The 16669-nt window shown below is 40.6% G+C and carries 15 protein-coding genes and 2 pseudogenes; 10 read left to right on the top strand and 7 right to left on the bottom strand.

The features are described 5' to 3' along the window. The first annotated feature begins 16 nt into the window (after positions 1-16). Positions 17-925 (top strand): mechanosensitive ion channel family protein, encoded by a 909-nt coding sequence (locus I2I04_RS06890; protein WP_143259995.1) that lies wholly within the window; start codon positions 17-19, stop codon positions 923-925. A 105-nt stretch (positions 926-1030) separates the two neighbouring features. On the opposite strand, the gene I2I04_RS06885 is transcribed toward I2I04_RS06890, so the two are convergent. Both I2I04_RS06885 and I2I04_RS06880 read right to left on the bottom strand, forming a co-directional pair. Next, on the bottom strand, positions 1031-1270 hold the full coding sequence (locus I2I04_RS06885; protein WP_004306417.1) for a hypothetical protein: 240 nt from the start codon (positions 1268-1270) through the stop codon (positions 1031-1033). A 68-nt stretch (positions 1271-1338) separates the two neighbouring features. Continuing rightward, positions 1339-2625, bottom strand: coding sequence for an O-acetylhomoserine aminocarboxypropyltransferase/cysteine synthase family protein (locus I2I04_RS06880; protein WP_195654649.1), 1287 nt, complete (start codon positions 2623-2625; stop codon positions 1339-1341). Positions 2626-2802: 177 nt separating this feature from the next. Between I2I04_RS06880 and I2I04_RS06875 the strand changes: the two genes are divergently transcribed. The 6 genes and pseudogenes from I2I04_RS06875 to I2I04_RS06850 all read left to right on the top strand — a co-directional run bounded on the left by I2I04_RS06875 (position 2803) and on the right by I2I04_RS06850 (position 7124). Then, on the top strand, positions 2803-3273 hold the full coding sequence (locus I2I04_RS06875; RefSeq protein ID WP_118220020.1) for an Lrp/AsnC family transcriptional regulator: 471 nt from the start codon (positions 2803-2805) through the stop codon (positions 3271-3273). Between the two features lie 74 nt (positions 3274-3347). Next, positions 3348-3974 (top strand): CatB-related O-acetyltransferase, encoded by a 627-nt coding sequence (locus I2I04_RS06870; protein ID WP_195654648.1) that lies wholly within the window; start codon positions 3348-3350, stop codon positions 3972-3974. 11 nt (positions 3975-3985) lie between these two features. After that, positions 3986-4114 (top strand): annotated as a pseudogene (locus I2I04_RS06865) (GNAT family N-acetyltransferase); the annotation flags it as partial. Between the two features lie 78 nt (positions 4115-4192). Next, on the top strand, positions 4193-5566 hold the full coding sequence (locus I2I04_RS06860; RefSeq protein ID WP_143259992.1) for an MATE family efflux transporter: 1374 nt from the start codon (positions 4193-4195) through the stop codon (positions 5564-5566). A gap of 137 nt (positions 5567-5703) precedes the next feature. After that, positions 5704-6660, top strand: a complete 957-nt coding sequence (locus I2I04_RS06855) for a GNAT family N-acetyltransferase (RefSeq protein ID WP_143259991.1) — start codon at positions 5704-5706, stop codon at positions 6658-6660. A gap of 2 nt (positions 6661-6662) precedes the next feature. Then, the gene (locus I2I04_RS06850; RefSeq protein ID WP_195654647.1) at positions 6663-7124 is read left to right on the top strand and encodes a DUF3795 domain-containing protein; all 462 of its coding nucleotides are present in this window, start codon (positions 6663-6665) and stop codon (positions 7122-7124) included. A gap of 20 nt (positions 7125-7144) precedes the next feature. Here the strand turns inward: I2I04_RS06850 and I2I04_RS06845 are convergent, their stop codons facing one another. From I2I04_RS06845 to I2I04_RS06840, 3 genes and pseudogenes are all read right to left on the bottom strand, one after another. Continuing rightward, the gene (locus tag I2I04_RS06845; RefSeq protein WP_143259989.1) at positions 7145-7363 is read right to left on the bottom strand and encodes a hypothetical protein; all 219 of its coding nucleotides are present in this window, start codon (positions 7361-7363) and stop codon (positions 7145-7147) included. Between the two features lie 506 nt (positions 7364-7869). After that, positions 7870-7947, bottom strand: a pseudogene (locus I2I04_RS23640) (4-Cys prefix domain-containing protein); the annotation flags it as partial. Next, a complete protein-coding gene (locus I2I04_RS06840) occupies positions 7944-8360 on the bottom strand; it encodes a DUF3788 domain-containing protein (protein ID WP_143259988.1) in 417 nt (138 codons plus the stop codon). The gene I2I04_RS06840 and the pseudogene I2I04_RS23640, both read right to left, overlap by 4 nt. A 318-nt stretch (positions 8361-8678) precedes the next feature. Between I2I04_RS06840 and I2I04_RS06835 the strand changes: the two genes are divergently transcribed. After that, positions 8679-9923, top strand: coding sequence for a glycoside hydrolase family 5 protein (locus tag I2I04_RS06835; RefSeq protein ID WP_143259987.1), 1245 nt, complete (start codon positions 8679-8681; stop codon positions 9921-9923). A 23-nt stretch (positions 9924-9946) separates the two neighbouring features. Continuing rightward, entirely contained in the window at positions 9947-12193 is a 2247-nt protein-coding gene (locus I2I04_RS06830; protein WP_143259986.1) for a glycoside hydrolase family 3 C-terminal domain-containing protein, read from the top strand. A gap of 45 nt (positions 12194-12238) precedes the next feature. Here the strand turns inward: I2I04_RS06830 and I2I04_RS06825 are convergent, their stop codons facing one another. Both I2I04_RS06825 and I2I04_RS06820 read right to left on the bottom strand, forming a co-directional pair. Next, complete coding sequence (locus tag I2I04_RS06825; RefSeq protein ID WP_143259985.1) at positions 12239-13285, bottom strand: glycoside hydrolase family 18 protein; 1047 nt, start codon at positions 13283-13285, stop codon at positions 12239-12241. A 27-nt stretch (positions 13286-13312) separates the two neighbouring features. Continuing rightward, the gene (locus I2I04_RS06820) at positions 13313-15757 is read right to left on the bottom strand and encodes a glycoside hydrolase family 9 protein (protein ID WP_143259984.1); all 2445 of its coding nucleotides are present in this window, start codon (positions 15755-15757) and stop codon (positions 13313-13315) included. A gap of 341 nt (positions 15758-16098) precedes the next feature. Between I2I04_RS06820 and I2I04_RS06815 the strand changes: the two genes are divergently transcribed. After that, positions 16099-16620, top strand: a complete 522-nt coding sequence (locus I2I04_RS06815) for a sigma-70 family RNA polymerase sigma factor (protein ID WP_195654646.1) — start codon at positions 16099-16101, stop codon at positions 16618-16620. The last annotated feature ends 49 nt before the right edge of the window (positions 16621-16669 follow it).

Genomic DNA, 16669 nt, shown 5'->3' with positions numbered 1-16669 from the left:
AATATATAATTTAATTATGCTACTATTATTGCAAGCAACACAAGCTGCGGATTCTGTGCAAGTGGCCGCAGATAATTTGATGGAACAAGCGATTGCCAATGCCGACGGCTTGGATAAACTTTCGCTGATTACTCAACAACTGATAGATTTCGGTATTCGTGCCGGAGAACGTATATTGATTGCGGTTCTTGTCTTTGTCGTCGGACGTTTCCTCATCTCGATGCTCAACAAGTTTATCAGACGCCTGATGGATAAACGAAAAGTGGATGTAAGTATCAAAACTTTCGTTAAAAGTCTGGTCAATATTCTGTTGACGATTCTGTTAATCATTTCTGTCGTTGGCGCTCTGGGGGTTGAAACCACTTCGTTCGCAGCTTTATTGGCTTCTGCCGGTGTAGCTGTCGGTATGGCTTTATCCGGCAATCTGCAGAACTTTGCCGGCGGACTGGTTATTCTTTTATTCAAACCTTATAAAGTTGGCGACTGGATAGAAACACAGCAGGGATCATCCGGTACGGTAAAAGAAATTCAGATATTCCATACCATCCTTACTACCGCGGACAACAAACTGATCTATATTCCCAATGGTTCATTGAGTAGTGGAGTAGTGACCAATTACAGCCATCAGGAAACCCGCCGTGTGGAATGGATTGTTGGTATAGATTATGGAGAAGATTATGAGAAAGTGCAGAAAATCGTTTATGAAATTCTTGCTGCTGATAAACGCATCCTGAATGAACCGGCTCCCTTTGTGGCTCTTCATGCGTTGGACGCCAGCAGTGTGAATGTAGTGGCACGTGTATGGGTAAATAGCGGAGATTACTGGGGTGTTTATTTCGATATAAATAAAGCGATTTACGAAACCTTCAATGAAAAAGGTATCAACTTCCCTTTCCCACAACTTACAGTACATCAGGGAAATTAATTATTATACGCTGATTATTCAAAAAAAACGTGGGAGTTTCACATTAAGTGGAACTCCCTCGTTTTTGGAAAACTTGTCTGGTGTGATTGAATAAATTTCTTTCTTTTATTTAATGCCGAAATCTTCGGCTAGTTCATATCTATCTTCTTTAATTCCCAGTACATGATTGATCTTTCTCCTTTTCTCTAGATCTTTAAAGTAGTTTTCCACAACCTGATAGAGATCGAAATTTGTGGTTGAGCCTGCGGCTAAATCGAGTGATTCCACCATCTTTTCTACGGCTTGATGGATTTTCTCTGCGTCTATCAGATGCAGTTCGTTGCTGTGTATTAAATATTTTTCCATGACTGCAATGTTTTTAATGTTATGTAGGTATAACATCTCGCAGTCATGGAAAGTTCAATGATTGAATGTTAGATTTTGGCAAGTGCCTGATCCAAATCCGCAATCAGGTCATCAATATGTTCTGTTCCGATGGATAGGCGTACGGTGCCCGGATAAATTTCCTGTTCGGCTAGCTCCTGGGCATTGAGTTGTGAATGGGTGGTGCTCGCCGGGTGGATCACCAATGATTTCACGTCAGCCACATTGGCAAGCAGGGAGAAAATCTCCAGACTGTCGATGAAACGGTGTGCCTCTTCTTGTCCGCCTTTTACCTCGAAAGTGAAGATAGAACCGGCACCGTTCGGAAAATAACGTTGATACAGTGCATGGTCAGGATGGTTGGATAATGACGGGTGATTCACTTTCTTTACTTTCGGGTGATTGTTTAAGAAATTCACTACCTTCAATGCATTTTCCACATGACGCTCTACACGCAAGGAAAGAGTTTCCAGACCTTGCAGCAGGATAAAAGCGTTGAATGGGCTGATGGTAGCTCCTGTATCGCGCAGCAAAATGGCACGGATACGGATTGCATAGGCAGCCGGACCGGCTGCGTTGACAAAGCGTACGCCATGATAGCATGGATCGGGTTCGGTCAGCTGTGGGAATTTGCCGGAAGCTACCCAGTCGAATTTGCCTGAATCCACAATGACTCCTCCCAATGAAGAACCGTGTCCGCCAATGAACTTTGTTGCGGAATGTACTACGATATCTGCTCCGTGTTCGATAGGGCGGATTAAATACGGAGTTCCGAATGTGTTGTCAATAATCAAAGGTATTTTGTGGCGGTGGGCTATTTCTGCCACTGCTTCTATATCAATGATATTAGAATTCGGATTTCCCAAGGTTTCGATAAATACGGCTTTCGTATTTTCCTGAATAGCTTTTTCAAAGTTCGACAAATCGCTTGGATCAACGAATGTTGTTGTGATACCATAGCTGGGCAAGGTATGTGCCAGTAGGTTGTAACTTCCTCCGTAAATGGTTTTGGCTGCCACAATATGATCGCCTGCGCGAGTGATATTCTCGAAAGCATAAGTGATAGCGGCAGCTCCTGAAGCCACTGCCAGTCCTGCTACTCCTCCTTCAAGGGCGGCTACACGTTGTTCAAAAACTCCTTGCGTGGAGTTGGTCAGACGGCCATAGATGTTTCCCGGGTCCTGCAGACCAAAACGTGCGGCTGCATGGGCGGAGTTGTGAAATACATAAGAAGTGGTCTGGTAAATGGGTACTGCGCGGGCATCTGTTGCCGGGTCTGCTTGTTCTTGTCCCACATGAACCTGTAAAGTCTCGAAGTGTAATTTCTTTGTTGCCATAATCGTATATTTTTTAAGTTTATATTCTTCCTTTATTTTCTTGCAAAGTTATGAGGTGCAGATATATCGAACAAGATATAGATGAAATATAGAAAATAATGCTATTTTTGTGGCGTCATATAGAATAATGCAACTGCGTTATTCCTGAAAATCACCTTTTAGAAGAATATTTTTCTTATGGATACTTTTGATAAGCTGGATAAAGTAGATTTGCAAATACTCCGTACTTTGCAAGAGAATGCCCGATTGACAACGAAAGAGTTGGCTGCGCGGGTGAGTCTTTCTTCAACTCCTGTTTTTGAACGTCTTAAACGGTTGGAGAGTGGAGGTTATATAAAGAAGTATATTGCCGTATTGGATGCGGAGAAACTGAATCAAGGATTCGTCGTGTTCTGCAGTGTGAAGCTTAGACGCTTGAACAGGGATATAGCGGCAGAGTTTACACGGATCATACAGGACATTCCTGAAGTCACCGAATGTTATAACATATCAGGAAGTTATGATTATCTGTTGAAGATTCACGCTCCCAACATGAAATACTATCAGGAGTTTATTCTGAATGTGTTGGGGACGATTGATAGCTTGGGATCACTGGAAAGTACATTTGTGATGGCGGAAGTGAAGCATCAATATGGGATACATATTTAGTCCTTTGTGTGATAGTCTGAAATTTATCTTGTATATTTGCTATGTAATATAAATCCTGTTTCCCCTAACACACAATGAATTCGAACATATATCCTCGTTCCAATGATTTTCAGACTATTTACCTGAATACGGTGATTAAGAATCCTGCTATTATCGTAGGTGATTATACAATATACAATGACTTTGTAAATGATCCGGTTCTTTTTGAGAAGAACAATGTCTTATATCATTATCCGATTAATAAAGACCGCTTGATAATAGGAAAATTCTGCTCCATAGCCTGTGGAGCTAAGTTTCTTTTCAATAGTGCAAACCACACATTGAATTCTTTATCCAATTATACGTTTCCTATCTTTTTTGAGGAATGGAATTTAGATAAGGGAGACGTTACTTCTGCCTGGGATAATAAAGGGGATATAGTAATAGGTAATGATGTATGGATTGGATATGAAGCTGTTATCATGGCAGGAGTACACATCGGGAATGGAGCAGTCATTGCGTCGCGGGCAGTGGTTACTAAAGATGTTCCTCCTTATACAATAGTAGGCGGAACGCCAGCCAGGGAGATTCGGAAACGTTTTGATGAGCAAACGATTGTCCGATTGCAAGAATTGCAATGGTGGGATTGGAGTGTCGAAAAGATCTCCGAATGTATACCTGATATTACAGGTGGAAAGATAGAAGAACTGATGAAAAGATAAACAATGCATATATGAAATTTATAATAGAACCCGGAACTTCTGCTGATATAAATGAATTGGAAAAGCTGTATGATGAACTGAATGATTATCTGGCAGGTACGATTAGTTATCCCGGGTGGATAAAAGGTATCTATTCTATTTATTTTATCCAACGGTTTTAAATCGGGAGCCTGTTTTTCTTATAACTTTGCAGCTGATTTTAGAAAAAGAAGTTTGGAATGATAAATAAGTATGAAGCACGGCTAGGTACAGAGCGTATGTTGCCGCTCGTTTTTAAAATGGCGCTTCCCGCAGTAATAGCCCAATTCGTCAATTTGCTGTATAGCATGGTCGACCGTATCTATATCGGACATATTCCGGGTATTGGTACTGATGCGTTGGCTGGGGTAGGAGTGACGACCTCTCTTGTTATACTGATTTCTTCTTTCTCGGCGATTGTAGGAGGAGGGGGCGCGCCATTGGCAGCCATGGCATTGGGACAGGGCGATCGTCTGCGTGCCGGAAAAATTTTGGGGAATGGTTTTGTCTTATTAATACTATTCACCTTGTTCACTTCGTTCATCGCATATACCTTTATGGAACCGATTTTGCTTTTTACGGGTGCTTCGGAAAATACGTTGGAATATGCGGTTGATTACCTTTCCATCTATTTATTAGGAACCGTTTTCGTTGAAATATCTACAGGACTGAATAGCTTCATTAATGCACAGGGACGGCCGGCCATTGCAATGTATTCCGTCTTGATCGGTGCCTTATTGAATATTATTCTTGATCCTATTTTTATTTTTGGGTTTGATATGGGAGTGAAAGGAGCAGCTTTGGCTACTGTATTGTCTCAAGCATGTAGTGCGGCATGGGTATTGAGTTTTCTCTTTTCCCATCGTGCTTCCTTACCTTTGGAAAAGCGCAATATGCGGTTGAACCGGAAGATTGTATTTGCCATGTTAGCTTTGGGAGTATCTCCATTTATAATGGCAAGTACGGAGAGCCTGGTTGGTTTTGTATTGAATAGCAGTCTGAAAAATTTTGGAGATATTTATGTCAGCGCATTGACTATCTTGCAAAGTGCGATGCAGTTTGCAAGTGTTCCGTTAACCGGTTTTGCGCTGGGATTTGTTCCGATTATCAGTTATAATTATGGTCATGGTGATAAACAACGTGTGAAAGACTGTTTTCGTATTGTGATGATAACTATGTTTTCATTTAATCTGGTATTGATGCTGCTTATGATCTTGTTTCCTACGATTGTTGCATCTGCTTTTACAAGTGATGAAAGACTGATAGAAACAGTCCGCTGGACAATGCCTGTTTTCTTGGGCGGTATGACTATTTTCGGATTACAGCGAGCCTGCCAAAATATGTTTGTAGCCTTGGGACAAGCAAAAATATCTATTTTTATTGCTTTGTTGCGTAAAGTGATTCTACTGATTCCATTGGCATTGGTACTACCACATTATATGGGAGTAACTGGTGTATATGCAGCCGAAGCAATATCTGATGCCACTGCGGCAATTTGCTGTACTTTGTTGTTCTTTTGGCAGTTTCCCAAAATATTGGGAAGGATTCGGGAAAATTCTCTGCCTGTGAACTGAATTTCTTGTTATTAAACCATAAATAGAACTAATTATGTAACTGATTACATATTTTGCGGAAAATATTTGTGCATATTATGAAAAACTGATATGATTGCGTAATCAATTACGTATTTAGTAACGCAATTAGTGAAAACATGGACTTTTTTAATCAGACAGGCAAGTTAGCCATCGGTAGCAGATTACGTATGTTGACCGATAAAATAACAGTGGATGCAGCCGCAATCTATAAAATGTTTGGAGTAGATCTCAAACCTAAGTGGTTTCCTGTGTTTTTTGTATTATCGCGTGGGGAGGCAAAAAACATTACGTCTATCGCTAAAGAGATTGGTCATTCTCATCCTTCAGTGAGCAATATTATTAAAGAAATGGTAGTTAAAGGATTGGTGAAGGAGATAAAGGACAAATCTGACGGGAGAAGAAATATGGTCATGTTGTCTGCCAAAGGAAAAAGAATGTCCGACTCTTTTGCGGAGCAGTGCATAGATGTTACCGCAGCTATTGAGCAAATCACACAGCAAACCCGGAATGACCTTTGGAAAGCTATCGAAGAATGGGAGAATCTTTTGCAGGCTAAGTCCTTGTTGGAACGGGTGAAGGAAGCAAAAAAAGAACGCGAGAGTAAAGATATAAAAATAGTCCCTTATGAACCTTGTTATCAATCTGCTTTCCGGACTCTTAACGAAGAGTGGATAACTGCTTATTTTCGGATGGAAGAGGCCGATTACAAAGCATTGGACCATCCGCAAGAATATATTTTGGATAAGGGAGGAGCTATTCTAGTGGCTCTTTATAAAGATGAGCCTGTCGGTGTATGCGCTTTGTGTAAGATGGATCATCCTCTTTATGATTATGAGTTGGCCAAACTGGCTGTCAGCCCTAAGGTTCAGGGCAAAGGTATCGGAGTACTACTTTGCGAAGCCGTTGTCAATAAGGCGAAGGAGCTTGGTGGTAAAAGAATCTTTATAGAGAGCAATACACGTTTGAAACCTGCTATTCACATCTATCATAAATTGGGCTTCAAGGAACTTCCCGAATATCATACGACTTATGAGCGGGGAGATATACAGATGGAACTAATGATTGAGGAATGACAATGGAAAAGATAAATCATGAATTTATTAAGGGGCGTATTGCTCCTTGTGGGCTGCACTGTGGAAAGTGCTTTGCTTTTGCCGATGGAGATATTTCTTACTACAGTGGTCAACTCAAGAAGTCGTTAGGTAATTTTGATGTGTATGCGCAACGTTTCGTAGAGATGCTTGATGAGCCTGTCTTTGCAAAGTATGGGGATTTTAAAGAGTTTTTGGACCATTTATCCGTGGCAACTTGCCAAGGATGCAGGAAAGAAAAATGCAAGTTGTTCAAAACCTGTAATGTTCGTGCATGCAGCGAGGAGAAGCAAGTGGATTATTGCTTCCAGTGTAGTTGCTTCCCTTGTGAGAATACAGGGTTTGATGAGCATTTATACAAGAGATTTGTAGCTATCAACAGACGGATGCAAGAGATTGGAGTGGAAAAATATTATGAAGAGGTAAAGGATTTACCTCGCTATTAGTTTATGGTTTTCTCTTTGCTTCATTCCAGTTCCTGTGCATAAATGTTGATGGCGCGTAATGCCTTTAATATTTCAGTCGGGGTGATCCCCTGACATTCTATTCTCAATACTTTTTCCCAATCCTCCATATCTACATTCCATTTGTAGATTTGGGGACATAGGGTGAAAAGCGCTGCGATATATTTGATATCCCGTACATTTTTTACCGAGGTGCGAAAAATTAGTATTTGCTCTTCCATAGTTACTATCGATTACTTTTGTTTTCTGTGCAAAGGTAAGTTTAAACAGGGTTCTGTATAGGATTATTCGACGAACGCCCTGATTTCTCATGACGAAATAAGTAATATGGGAGATTAACTTTATATAGCTATCCTTTGAAAACTCCCTTATCTGTATCTGTCAATATATAAAAAAGTGTATCTGTTCTCTTCTTTCTCCAATAGATATTGATAAGGCTAGAAGTATTCTGTATACGGGTAGCTTCTCGAAAATATTCTGTCCCGGTTTCTGGATTGGATGGATTGTGTGGGATAAAGATACTATCCGCAAATCTTTTACAGGGTAACCTGAAGAATGGAATATTTAAACTGTCGAGAGGGCAATAAATGTGATCCGCATTAGGAGAAGGTTAGAAAAACCATAGTATTTGCAAGTGTGAATTTTCTGGATATAATTGCATTTGTTTATGCAATTTATTTTCCAGTTTGTCATTTTTCTTACACAATAATATCTTAGTGTAATCTTACATATATTTCTCTACATCAAAGTGGAGAGGCATCCCGCAACTTTGACAATACCTCTTGTTTATTTCTGATTCAATCATCGATTGGGTTTTCGTTTGATGGATAGAAGCCGTTCCATGTCATTAAATAAGCTAGTGTCTTTTAGTTCGAACATAAGCCACTTCCCATCATGAAAAGTGATCGTTTCATCATATATCTTAAGTGTTTCATTGGAAAAAGCCTCTCGCTGTAATTCAAATTTTGTACGTTCGTCTTTGCCTAAAATGACCAAAAAACCGATGGCCTGTTCTTTGGCGCATAGGGCGCAAAGTGTTTTTCCACCTCTGCGATATTTATATTCATACTTCCATGCTTTTCCGCCATGATTCCATAATTGTTCCATATTGTACTTCTGTTCAATAAGTTGGCAAAGCGAAGACCATACATTATATAGTTCTTTACCTATCAGGGCTTCCAGTGTTTTGGGAATGGGAATTTGCAAAGTTTCTTTCATGGTATTTTTGATTAGTTATGCAGGTCGGCGGCGTTACCGCCACTTTTCCCATTAAGAACTGTACGTGCGAGTTTCACCGCATACAGTTCCGATAATTCAAAATTTAGTTCTCATAAAACTAAATCGGCTCATCCGTCCTTTTTCAGGCAACGACTTCTTGTCGCACTTCATATCACAAAGATAGGATAATTTTCTAATAGAACGTTGTCCAATATGGCTATCTTTCTAATCTGTTTAACTAATAAAGGTTAACAGGACTAGGCAGACGGAACATATGTCCGTTCTTCTCATATATTATTTATTATAATGCAGTTATTTATGAAACACATTCTCTTATTATTTATGCTTCCGACAATTATCTTTTTGAATAGTTGTACTTCAGGGAAGCCAATGGAAGGTAACATTGTTAAATTTGTTACGATTAGTGGACAAGATCTGGTTCGGCCAGATGGAAGTAAATTGTTTATCAAAGGAACAAATCTGGGCAACTGGCTAAATCCTGAAGGTTATATGTTTCGCTTTAATAAAACGAATTCAGGACGATTTATTAATGAGATGTTTTGTCAAATGGTGGGGGCAGACTTTACAGCCGAATTTTGGAAGGCTTTTAAAGATAATTATATTACACGTGATGATATACGTTTCATTAAGGAAAGTGGCGCTAACACTATTCGCTTGCCTTTTCATTACAAGCTTTTTACGGATGAAGATTATATGGGACTGACAGTGGCACAGGATGGGTTCGCACGTGTAGATTCTGTTGTAAACTGGTGTCGTGAAGAAGGCTTATACTTGATTTTGGATATGCACGATGCACCGGGGGGACAAACTGGTGATAATATTGATGATAGTTATGGTTATCCATGGCTGTTTGAGAGTGAAGACAGCCAAAAGCTATATTGTGATATTTGGCGACGTATTGCCGACTATTATAAGAACGAACCTGTAATTTTGGGGTATGAACTTTTTAATGAACCAATCGCCCCGTATTTTCCTAACATGGAGGAAATGAATAGTAAACTTGAAGGTATTTACAAGATAGGAACGGCTGCAATACGTGAGGTTGACAAGAATCATATTATTTTATTGGGAGGTTCGCAATGGAATGGCAATTTCAGGCCATTCAAAGATTCTACGTTTGATGACAAAATTATGTATACATGCCATCGCTATGGTGGAGAACCGACAAAAGAGGCTATTCAGAAAATTATAAATTTTAGAGATAGTGTGAATTTACCTATGTATATGGGTGAAATAGGTCATAACACTGATGAGTGGCAGGCTGCTTTCTGTCAGGTAATGAGAGAAAATAACATCGGTTATACTTTTTGGCCTTATAAAAAGATGGATGGTTCATCATTTGTCGGAATTACTCCACCGGAAAATTGGGATAAGATTGTTACGTTCTCCGAAGCTCCTCGTAGTAGTTATAAAGAGATCCGTAATGCACGTCCTGAACAAGAAATGGTCCGTAAGGCAATGATGGATTTTATTGATGCATGTAAATTCAGGAATTGTATAGTTCAGGAAGGATATATCTGTTCATTAGGTATGAATAATTGAAAACTGCAAAAAACAGTAATGTTATGAAAATAAAGGAATTGATATTAGCTTGCTTTTTCCTTACAGTTTTATCTGTATCAGCGCAAGTTCCAGTTTATCTTGATGTGAATAAACCTATTGAAGAACGGGTACAAGATGCGTTGGCCCGCATGACGCTTGAGGAAAAAATTGCAATGATACATGCGCAATCAAAGTTCAGTTCTCCGGGAGTTGCTCGTCTTGGCATTCCTGAAGTCTGGACTACCGACGGTCCTCACGGCATTCGGCCTGAAGTTTTGTGGGACGAGTGGAACCAGGCAGGGTGGACGAACGATTCTTGTATTGCTTATCCGGCTCTGACTTGTCTTGCGGCAACATGGAATCCTGAAATGTCGTATCTCTATGGGAAAAGTATTGGGGAAGAAGCCCGTTACCGGAAAAAAGATATTTTGCTGGGACCTGGTGTAAATATCTATCGGACACCATTAAACGGTCGTAATTTTGAGTACATGGGTGAAGATCCCTACTTGTCTGCTACTATGGTAGTTCCTTATATTAAAGGAGTCCAATTGAACGGAGTTGCAGCTTGTGTGAAACATTATGCGCTGAATAATCAGGAATTCAACCGACATACGACGAATGTACAATTGAGTGACCGCGCTCTTTATGAAATATACTTACCCGCTTTTAAAGCTGCTGTACGGGAAGGCCGGGCTTGGGCAATCATGGGCTCCTATAATCTTTATCTAGGTGAACATGCTTGTCAGAATAAACGGCTACTGAAAGACATTTTGCGTGATGAATGGGGATTTGATGGAGTTGTTGTATCTGATTGGGGTGGTGTGCACAACACTCGTCAGGCTATAATGAATGGTTTGGATATGGAATTCGGTTCCTGGACGAACGGACTTTCTAATGGTGCAAGTAATGCCTATGATAATTATTATTTGGCTTTTCCTTATCTGCGGATGATAAAGAACGGTGAAGTAGGTACCAAGGAACTGGATGAAAAAGTTGGCAATATCCTACGTTTGATATTCCGTACGTCAATGGATCCTAATAAGCCGTTTGGTTCATTGGGTTCTCCGGAGCACAGACAGGCAGGGCGTAAAATAGGAGAAGAAGGTATTGTCTTGTTGCAGAACAAGAACAATATATTGCCCATTGATTTGACAAAAGCAAAAAAGATTGTTGTTGTCGGAGAAAATGCTATAAAGATGATGACCGTAGGTGGTGGCAGTTCTTCTTTGAAAGTGAAATATGAGATATCTCCTTTGGATGGCTTAAAAAAGCGTGTAGGTTCTCATGCTGAAATTGTGTATGCTCGTGGCTATGTAGGTGATTCAACAGGAGAGTATAATGGAGTGAAAACAGGTCAGGACCTGAAAGAAGAACGTGCAGAAGATGAATTGCTGGTTGAGGCTTTACAGGTGGCAAAAGATGCTGATTATGTGGTCTTTTTCGGTGGCTTGAATAAGAGTGCTCATCAGGATTGTGAGGATTCAGATCGTGCTTCCTTTGATTTACCATACGCACAAAATCGGGTTATCTGCGAGTTAGCAAAGGTAAATCGTAATCTGGTAGTGGTTAATATTTCGGGAAATGCTGTTGCTATGCCATGGGCGGATGAAGTTCCTGCTATTGTGCAAGGTTGGTTTTTGGGGTCGGAAGCCGGAACGGCGCTTGCGTCCATATTAATTGGTGATGTAAATCCTTCCGGTAAACTACCATTTACTTTCCCTGTAAAGTTGGATGATGTTGGTGCTCATAAATTGGGTGAATATCCCGGAAATAAAGAAGAGCTGGCAAAGTCGGTTCAGAAAGGTGACACAATAAATGAAGTATATCGTGAAGATATTTTTGTGGGTTATCGCTGGGCGGATAAAGAGAAAATCAAACCGTTATTCCCGTTTGGGCACGGATTGAGTTATACTAGTTTCGATTACTCGGTACCTTCGGTTGATAAGAAAGTGATAACAATGAATGATACAATAACTTTCACAGTCACAGTGAAAAATACAGGGAATTATGTCGGTCAGGAGGTTATTCAATTGTATATCAGTGATAAAAAATCCTCTTTGCTTCGTCCGGTGAAGGAACTGAAAGCCTTCAAGAAAATCAGGCTTGCTCCGGGAGAAGAGAAGGTAGTAGCATTTACTATCGGCAAGGAAGCATTGAGTTTCTTCGATGATACTAAACATGAATGGGTGGCGGAACCTGGTAAATTTGAAGCATTGTTTGGAAGTTCGTCAAGAGATATAAGGGGAACTGTTAGGTTTGAGTTGAAATAAACACTGTTATTGGTGGTTGGGGAAAATTGTAGGTGAAGGCGGTTATTATAAACCGCCTTTATTTTTTCTCTTCACTCCTTTATATACTGCTTTTCGTAGTGTTCCTTGTGCATCGTCTCCGTCATAATCCCAATACATTGCGCCCAGCATACCTTTTTCACGGATAAACAGGCATTTCCTGTCAATGGATTCGGTATCTTCGTATGTGCATACCATCTTCCCGTCCGTATTCACAAGATAAGGAACTTTGGCCTGTGCGTCCCATTTTCTAATGTACATACCGTTATCAATCAGTTTAACAATATCCTTATAATTGATAAAATTGGTAATACTTTCTTTGCCATGACCATAGAAAGGGATACCGAGCACCAGGTGATGAATAGGTATGCCTGCCCTTACGTGCGCCTCTACAGCTTCCTCGCAAGATATCCCATGCGTAAAAACGGAACGAAACAGTGACGCATGGTGGTAGGGCGGATTGGCAATGTCGTAGGTCATGATATTGACAAAGTCTATGTATGGTTTGATTGCGGTAAAGTCAATGTACTGTCCGCTTGCTACTGAGGCTAGTGTCAGTAGTTTCTTCTTTCCAATGGCTTTGCGTATTTCTTTCATCATCTGAGTGTAGTTTGAGGTGTCTTCAGGAGAAGCAGAGATACCGGCAGCTTTGCTGGTAGGGTATTCCCAGTCGATGTCGATACCATCCAGATTGTATTCGTGAATTATCCGTTTGCAGTCTGCCGCAAATTCAGCCCGATGTTTGGCTGATGCGGCCATTTCGCTGAAACGTCCGCTGCCCCATCCACCGATGGAAAGAAGTATCTTCAGGGTTGGTTTCTTTTTTTTCAATTTGACAATCGTTCGTAATCGTTCTTCGTTGGCAATACCTATCTCGTTGAAGTTTTCATTGATATGCCCGAAGGCGTAGTTGATGTGCGTGACTACTTCCGGGTCGGGAAGGATATGACTCCATGAGGTGACGTATGCGACAACTACCGGAGCATTCTTTTTTGCGGCATTTGTATGGAGTGGAAGACAGTAAAGGATTACAGTAGTAATCCATGTGATAAATACATAATAATTTTTTTTCATTCTATTATTCAGTTTAAGAGGGTTGTTTTATAATTCTGCTATCAAGGATAACCATTTGCCTGCTGATGTCACCCATACTTCTTTATATGTGGCATTATTCCATTGTGGCCAATAGGGTTTGTCTTCATTATATTTTGTTTGAATGCCTACCGGTAGTTCACCGGTCATTTCACCCGGTAAGGCGGCATATTGCTGTGCATATCGGTCTCCTTCTCCATACATCAAAGATTGTCCGAACGGATTTTTTCCGACAGTCCATCTTAGTTGGTCTTCGGCTATCTCTTTTAGTTCACGGTCGTTCAAAAAATTACCGCAGAGAGCAGCAGCTTTTCCTGTTGCGAGATGGATAGCTGTATTTCCCCGGAAAGAAAACCAAACGGGGAAGATACGCAGATAATGTTCTTTATCCAGACGGATACCATTTTCCAACTGTCGAGTGTAGTCGTTCACAGCCTGCTCGCCCGGAAATAAATGTTGGGCATAGAAACTGGTATTATCCTTTGCTTCACCGATATGATATATACCGCTGGGTATCATTCGATAGGGATGTGAGTAACGAGTGATGCTTTTCAGGTAGCCGGCATACAGTTCAATGGCTTTTTTCCATTTATTATAGTAGATATGCTCTGGTTGTGTCTCGCAAAGTGCGATAAGCGATTGCATATAGATTTGGTCACGTGATTGATGATTGAAATGAGTGATTATTTTTTGCTCATGGTTGCGGTAGAAGAAGCCGGAAAGATGGTCTTTGTCTTGTATGGGGATTGTGCGTTGGCTGGCGAGAACATATTCTGCAAATTCAACGGCATGGCGGGAATAGTATTTTTCTTCGGTCAGTCGGTAAAGTTGGCTGGCAGCCCATGATGCTGTTGCCATATATTGGCTTTCAGAGGTGTTGTAGCTGTGTTCCCAGAATATTTTGAAATGTCCGTATCCTATTTCTTTATGTGTTGTCAGGGCAAATTCGAAATCTTCCTTGGCCGTGCTGATTAATGACTCTTTTAAAGCTGGGTCATCATCAATAGAGAGAGCGGCGTAGGCTTCCATTCCTGAAAACAGGAAATTGTCAAACGGATTATTGTGTACGCGGGCAGGAGTGTCGTCTTCGTTGCCTGTCATATTATCAGTCCATATAGCCATACCGGCACTGCTTGCACGGTATCCATCTCCAAAGCGGCATTTTAAGATAAAGTCTAGTCCCCATTTGGCTTCTTCCAGTAGGCGTTGATAGAGTAGGGTGTTCTTTTCTTTTGTTTTATTGGCCATTTCGAAGAGGGCGAACATAACATCCCCTGTTTGCATGGTTTGTTGTGACATATCCCCGGCATCATGCCATCCACCGTTGTAAGCAAGAGTTCGTCCGTTGTGCTTGGCATAGATATCGGCATGGCAGTAATCGTGCTTGCCGGGGACAGGGTATCCGCAACGTTCGCAGAAGATAAAGTTCAGAGCCTTCCAGACCGAGTTCTCCCATATATTTTCTCCGATACGGAAAGAAGGAGTTGTGAATGAGTCGGTTTGGAGATAGTAATTACCAGATTGGTTGAAGTCGGAGAAATCGAGAATACCAAAAAGGCCGATGGCTGTTTGCTCGTTTCTGATGGTTCCTGTATAGACAGGTATTTTGTTTGTGGCATTCAGTAGCTGGAACTGCTTGTTGGGAGAATCGGTTTGAGGGGTCGTGACAGCCATTTTATTCCCTTTGACTGTGTAACCGCTGGTAGAGTAGACAATACGTTCCTTTTCCGGCAACCATCCGCTTACGATCTCTGGATTATCGATTTGTTGAAGTTCGATTCCGTCAATATAGAATTCTTGCGTTTCTCCGGTGGTTCGGTCACGACCAAAGGCTGTGGAGCCGAAAGTCAATCGAGTAATTCTATCACGGGGCAGTTCACTGATTTCGAGATAACATTTGTTCCATTGACGATTTATAAGATTAATTTCATGAGCACCTTCCCGCCCGTATTCGTCGGGTATTTTTAATATTCCGTCATTGAACAGATATAGATTCAGGTGTGTGTTACGACTTCCTTCACAGTCGGGATAGATATAGAAGAAGATACGATTGTATTTCTCCCAATTGGCACCTTTCACATCGAAAGTAGCTTGGGAGTATCCATAGACAGCATGGTCAGAATTCTTCCACCCCTGACGAGTCGTTGGAACGGTCAACTTCAGACTTCCGTTTCCGGTGATGCTTTTTTCTGTACTTCGTTCTATCTTTCCGATACCGTGGTGGATCCATCCTTTAAGACTTTCCATGGTACATAGAGGAGTAGAAACGAGTACCTTCTTTTTCAGACCTGCTTCTTCCAGTGAACGGGAGACAGCCAACGGAAGTGGGCGGTGTATTACTCCACTTTTTATAATTATCTCTTTCATTTGTTGGGGTGATTCCTGTGCGGACGTACCCATTGTCGCCATGCAAAAACATCCGATAGCGCATGTGAATAATACGTGTTTTCTCATTATATTCTTTCCTTTACAATAAAGGACGTTTAAGGAAGCCTGTTTCCTAGCAGGATAAGTTGTTTTTCTGGAAAAAAACGAGAAGAATAACTCTTTTTCCACTACTTCATTACTACTACTGCAAGTATGTTTGAATACGTCAATACTTTCTCATTGTTTCTTTATGTTGTTGATTTATAATGAAATAATATCCTTTTTTCTTGCTTTCTTGTCTTTGTTCTATACTTCTTTTGTGAGGTGTATTTTTTTGTTTTTTCCTCTGCTTTTTTGCTTGTAATCAGTATGTTTGCATCATTCACTAATCGCCGAAAAACAATTAATACTCAAAGATAAATAAAACTATGTCATCTCGTTTTTTTAGCTACATTTATAATTTGTATTATAAGAAAGCTTGTTGCTTTGTCAAGTACTATGTGCGTGATGAAGGAGTCTCGGAAGATATTGCTACTGAAGCCTTATTGAAAGTATGGAGGGAAATAAAAGTGGAAGACGTTGAGAGTACCCGTCGGTTGCTTATTACAATTTTGCGCAATAAATCTTATGATTATTTGCGGCATGAGCAAGTAAAACAGGCTGCTTTTAATGAAATTTGTAATAGTCAGCGGCAAGAACTACGTATAAGTATCTGCAGTTGGAAAGAGGCAAGTCATTGTGAACTGTTTTCGGAAGAAGTGTGTCATATCCTGACACAGACACTTGCCATGCTTCCTGAACGGACGCAGAAGGTGTTTCAGATGATTCGTATTCATGAGATGACGTATCATGAAGCTGCCTGTCGAATTGGAATTTCTGCCAAAGGAATTGATTATCATGTGAGTAAAGCGCAACGTGCACTACGTATTGCCTTGAAAGATTATTTATAAACTGAGGAATAGATCAAATTATATAGTTGCAACGAATCCATGTTATTGA

It is taken from the genome of Bacteroides sp. 1001136B_160425_E2 (assembly GCF_015559655.1).
In the GTDB taxonomy this organism is placed as follows: Bacteria; Bacteroidota; Bacteroidia; order Bacteroidales; family Bacteroidaceae; genus Bacteroides; species Bacteroides luhongzhouii.
The sequence above is the reverse complement of the archived record's forward strand: the minus strand, read 5'-3'. Positions and strand labels throughout refer to the sequence as shown.

What these genes read in the sequence shown, in the direction of transcription:
- I2I04_RS06845 (WP_143259989.1), bottom strand. Translation starts at nt 7,363, where the DNA reads ATGGAAGAGCAAATACTAATTTTTCGCACCTCGGTAAAAAATGTACGG.
- I2I04_RS06850 (WP_195654647.1), top strand. Translation starts at nt 6,663, where the DNA reads ATGGAAAAGATAAATCATGAATTTATTAAGGGGCGTATTGCTCCTTGT.
- I2I04_RS06855 (WP_143259991.1), top strand. Translation starts at nt 5,704, where the DNA reads ATGGACTTTTTTAATCAGACAGGCAAGTTAGCCATCGGTAGCAGATTA.
- I2I04_RS06830 (WP_143259986.1), top strand. Translation starts at nt 9,947, where the DNA reads ATGAAAATAAAGGAATTGATATTAGCTTGCTTTTTCCTTACAGTTTTA.
- I2I04_RS06815 (WP_195654646.1), top strand. Translation starts at nt 16,099, where the DNA reads ATGTCATCTCGTTTTTTTAGCTACATTTATAATTTGTATTATAAGAAA.
- I2I04_RS06835 (WP_143259987.1), top strand. Translation starts at nt 8,679, where the DNA reads ATGAAACACATTCTCTTATTATTTATGCTTCCGACAATTATCTTTTTG.
- I2I04_RS06840 (WP_143259988.1), bottom strand. Translation starts at nt 8,360, where the DNA reads ATGAAAGAAACTTTGCAAATTCCCATTCCCAAAACACTGGAAGCCCTG.
- I2I04_RS06870 (WP_195654648.1), top strand. Translation starts at nt 3,348, where the DNA reads ATGAATTCGAACATATATCCTCGTTCCAATGATTTTCAGACTATTTAC.
- I2I04_RS06875 (WP_118220020.1), top strand. Translation starts at nt 2,803, where the DNA reads ATGGATACTTTTGATAAGCTGGATAAAGTAGATTTGCAAATACTCCGT.
- I2I04_RS06820 (WP_143259984.1), bottom strand. Translation starts at nt 15,757, where the DNA reads ATGAGAAAACACGTATTATTCACATGCGCTATCGGATGTTTTTGCATG.
- I2I04_RS06825 (WP_143259985.1), bottom strand. Translation starts at nt 13,285, where the DNA reads ATGAAAAAAAATTATTATGTATTTATCACATGGATTACTACTGTAATC.
- I2I04_RS06860 (WP_143259992.1), top strand. Translation starts at nt 4,193, where the DNA reads ATGATAAATAAGTATGAAGCACGGCTAGGTACAGAGCGTATGTTGCCG.
- I2I04_RS06890 (WP_143259995.1), top strand. Translation starts at nt 17, where the DNA reads ATGCTACTATTATTGCAAGCAACACAAGCTGCGGATTCTGTGCAAGTG.
- I2I04_RS06885 (WP_004306417.1), bottom strand. Translation starts at nt 1,270, where the DNA reads ATGGAAAAATATTTAATACACAGCAACGAACTGCATCTGATAGACGCA.
- I2I04_RS06880 (WP_195654649.1), bottom strand. Translation starts at nt 2,625, where the DNA reads ATGGCAACAAAGAAATTACACTTCGAGACTTTACAGGTTCATGTGGGA.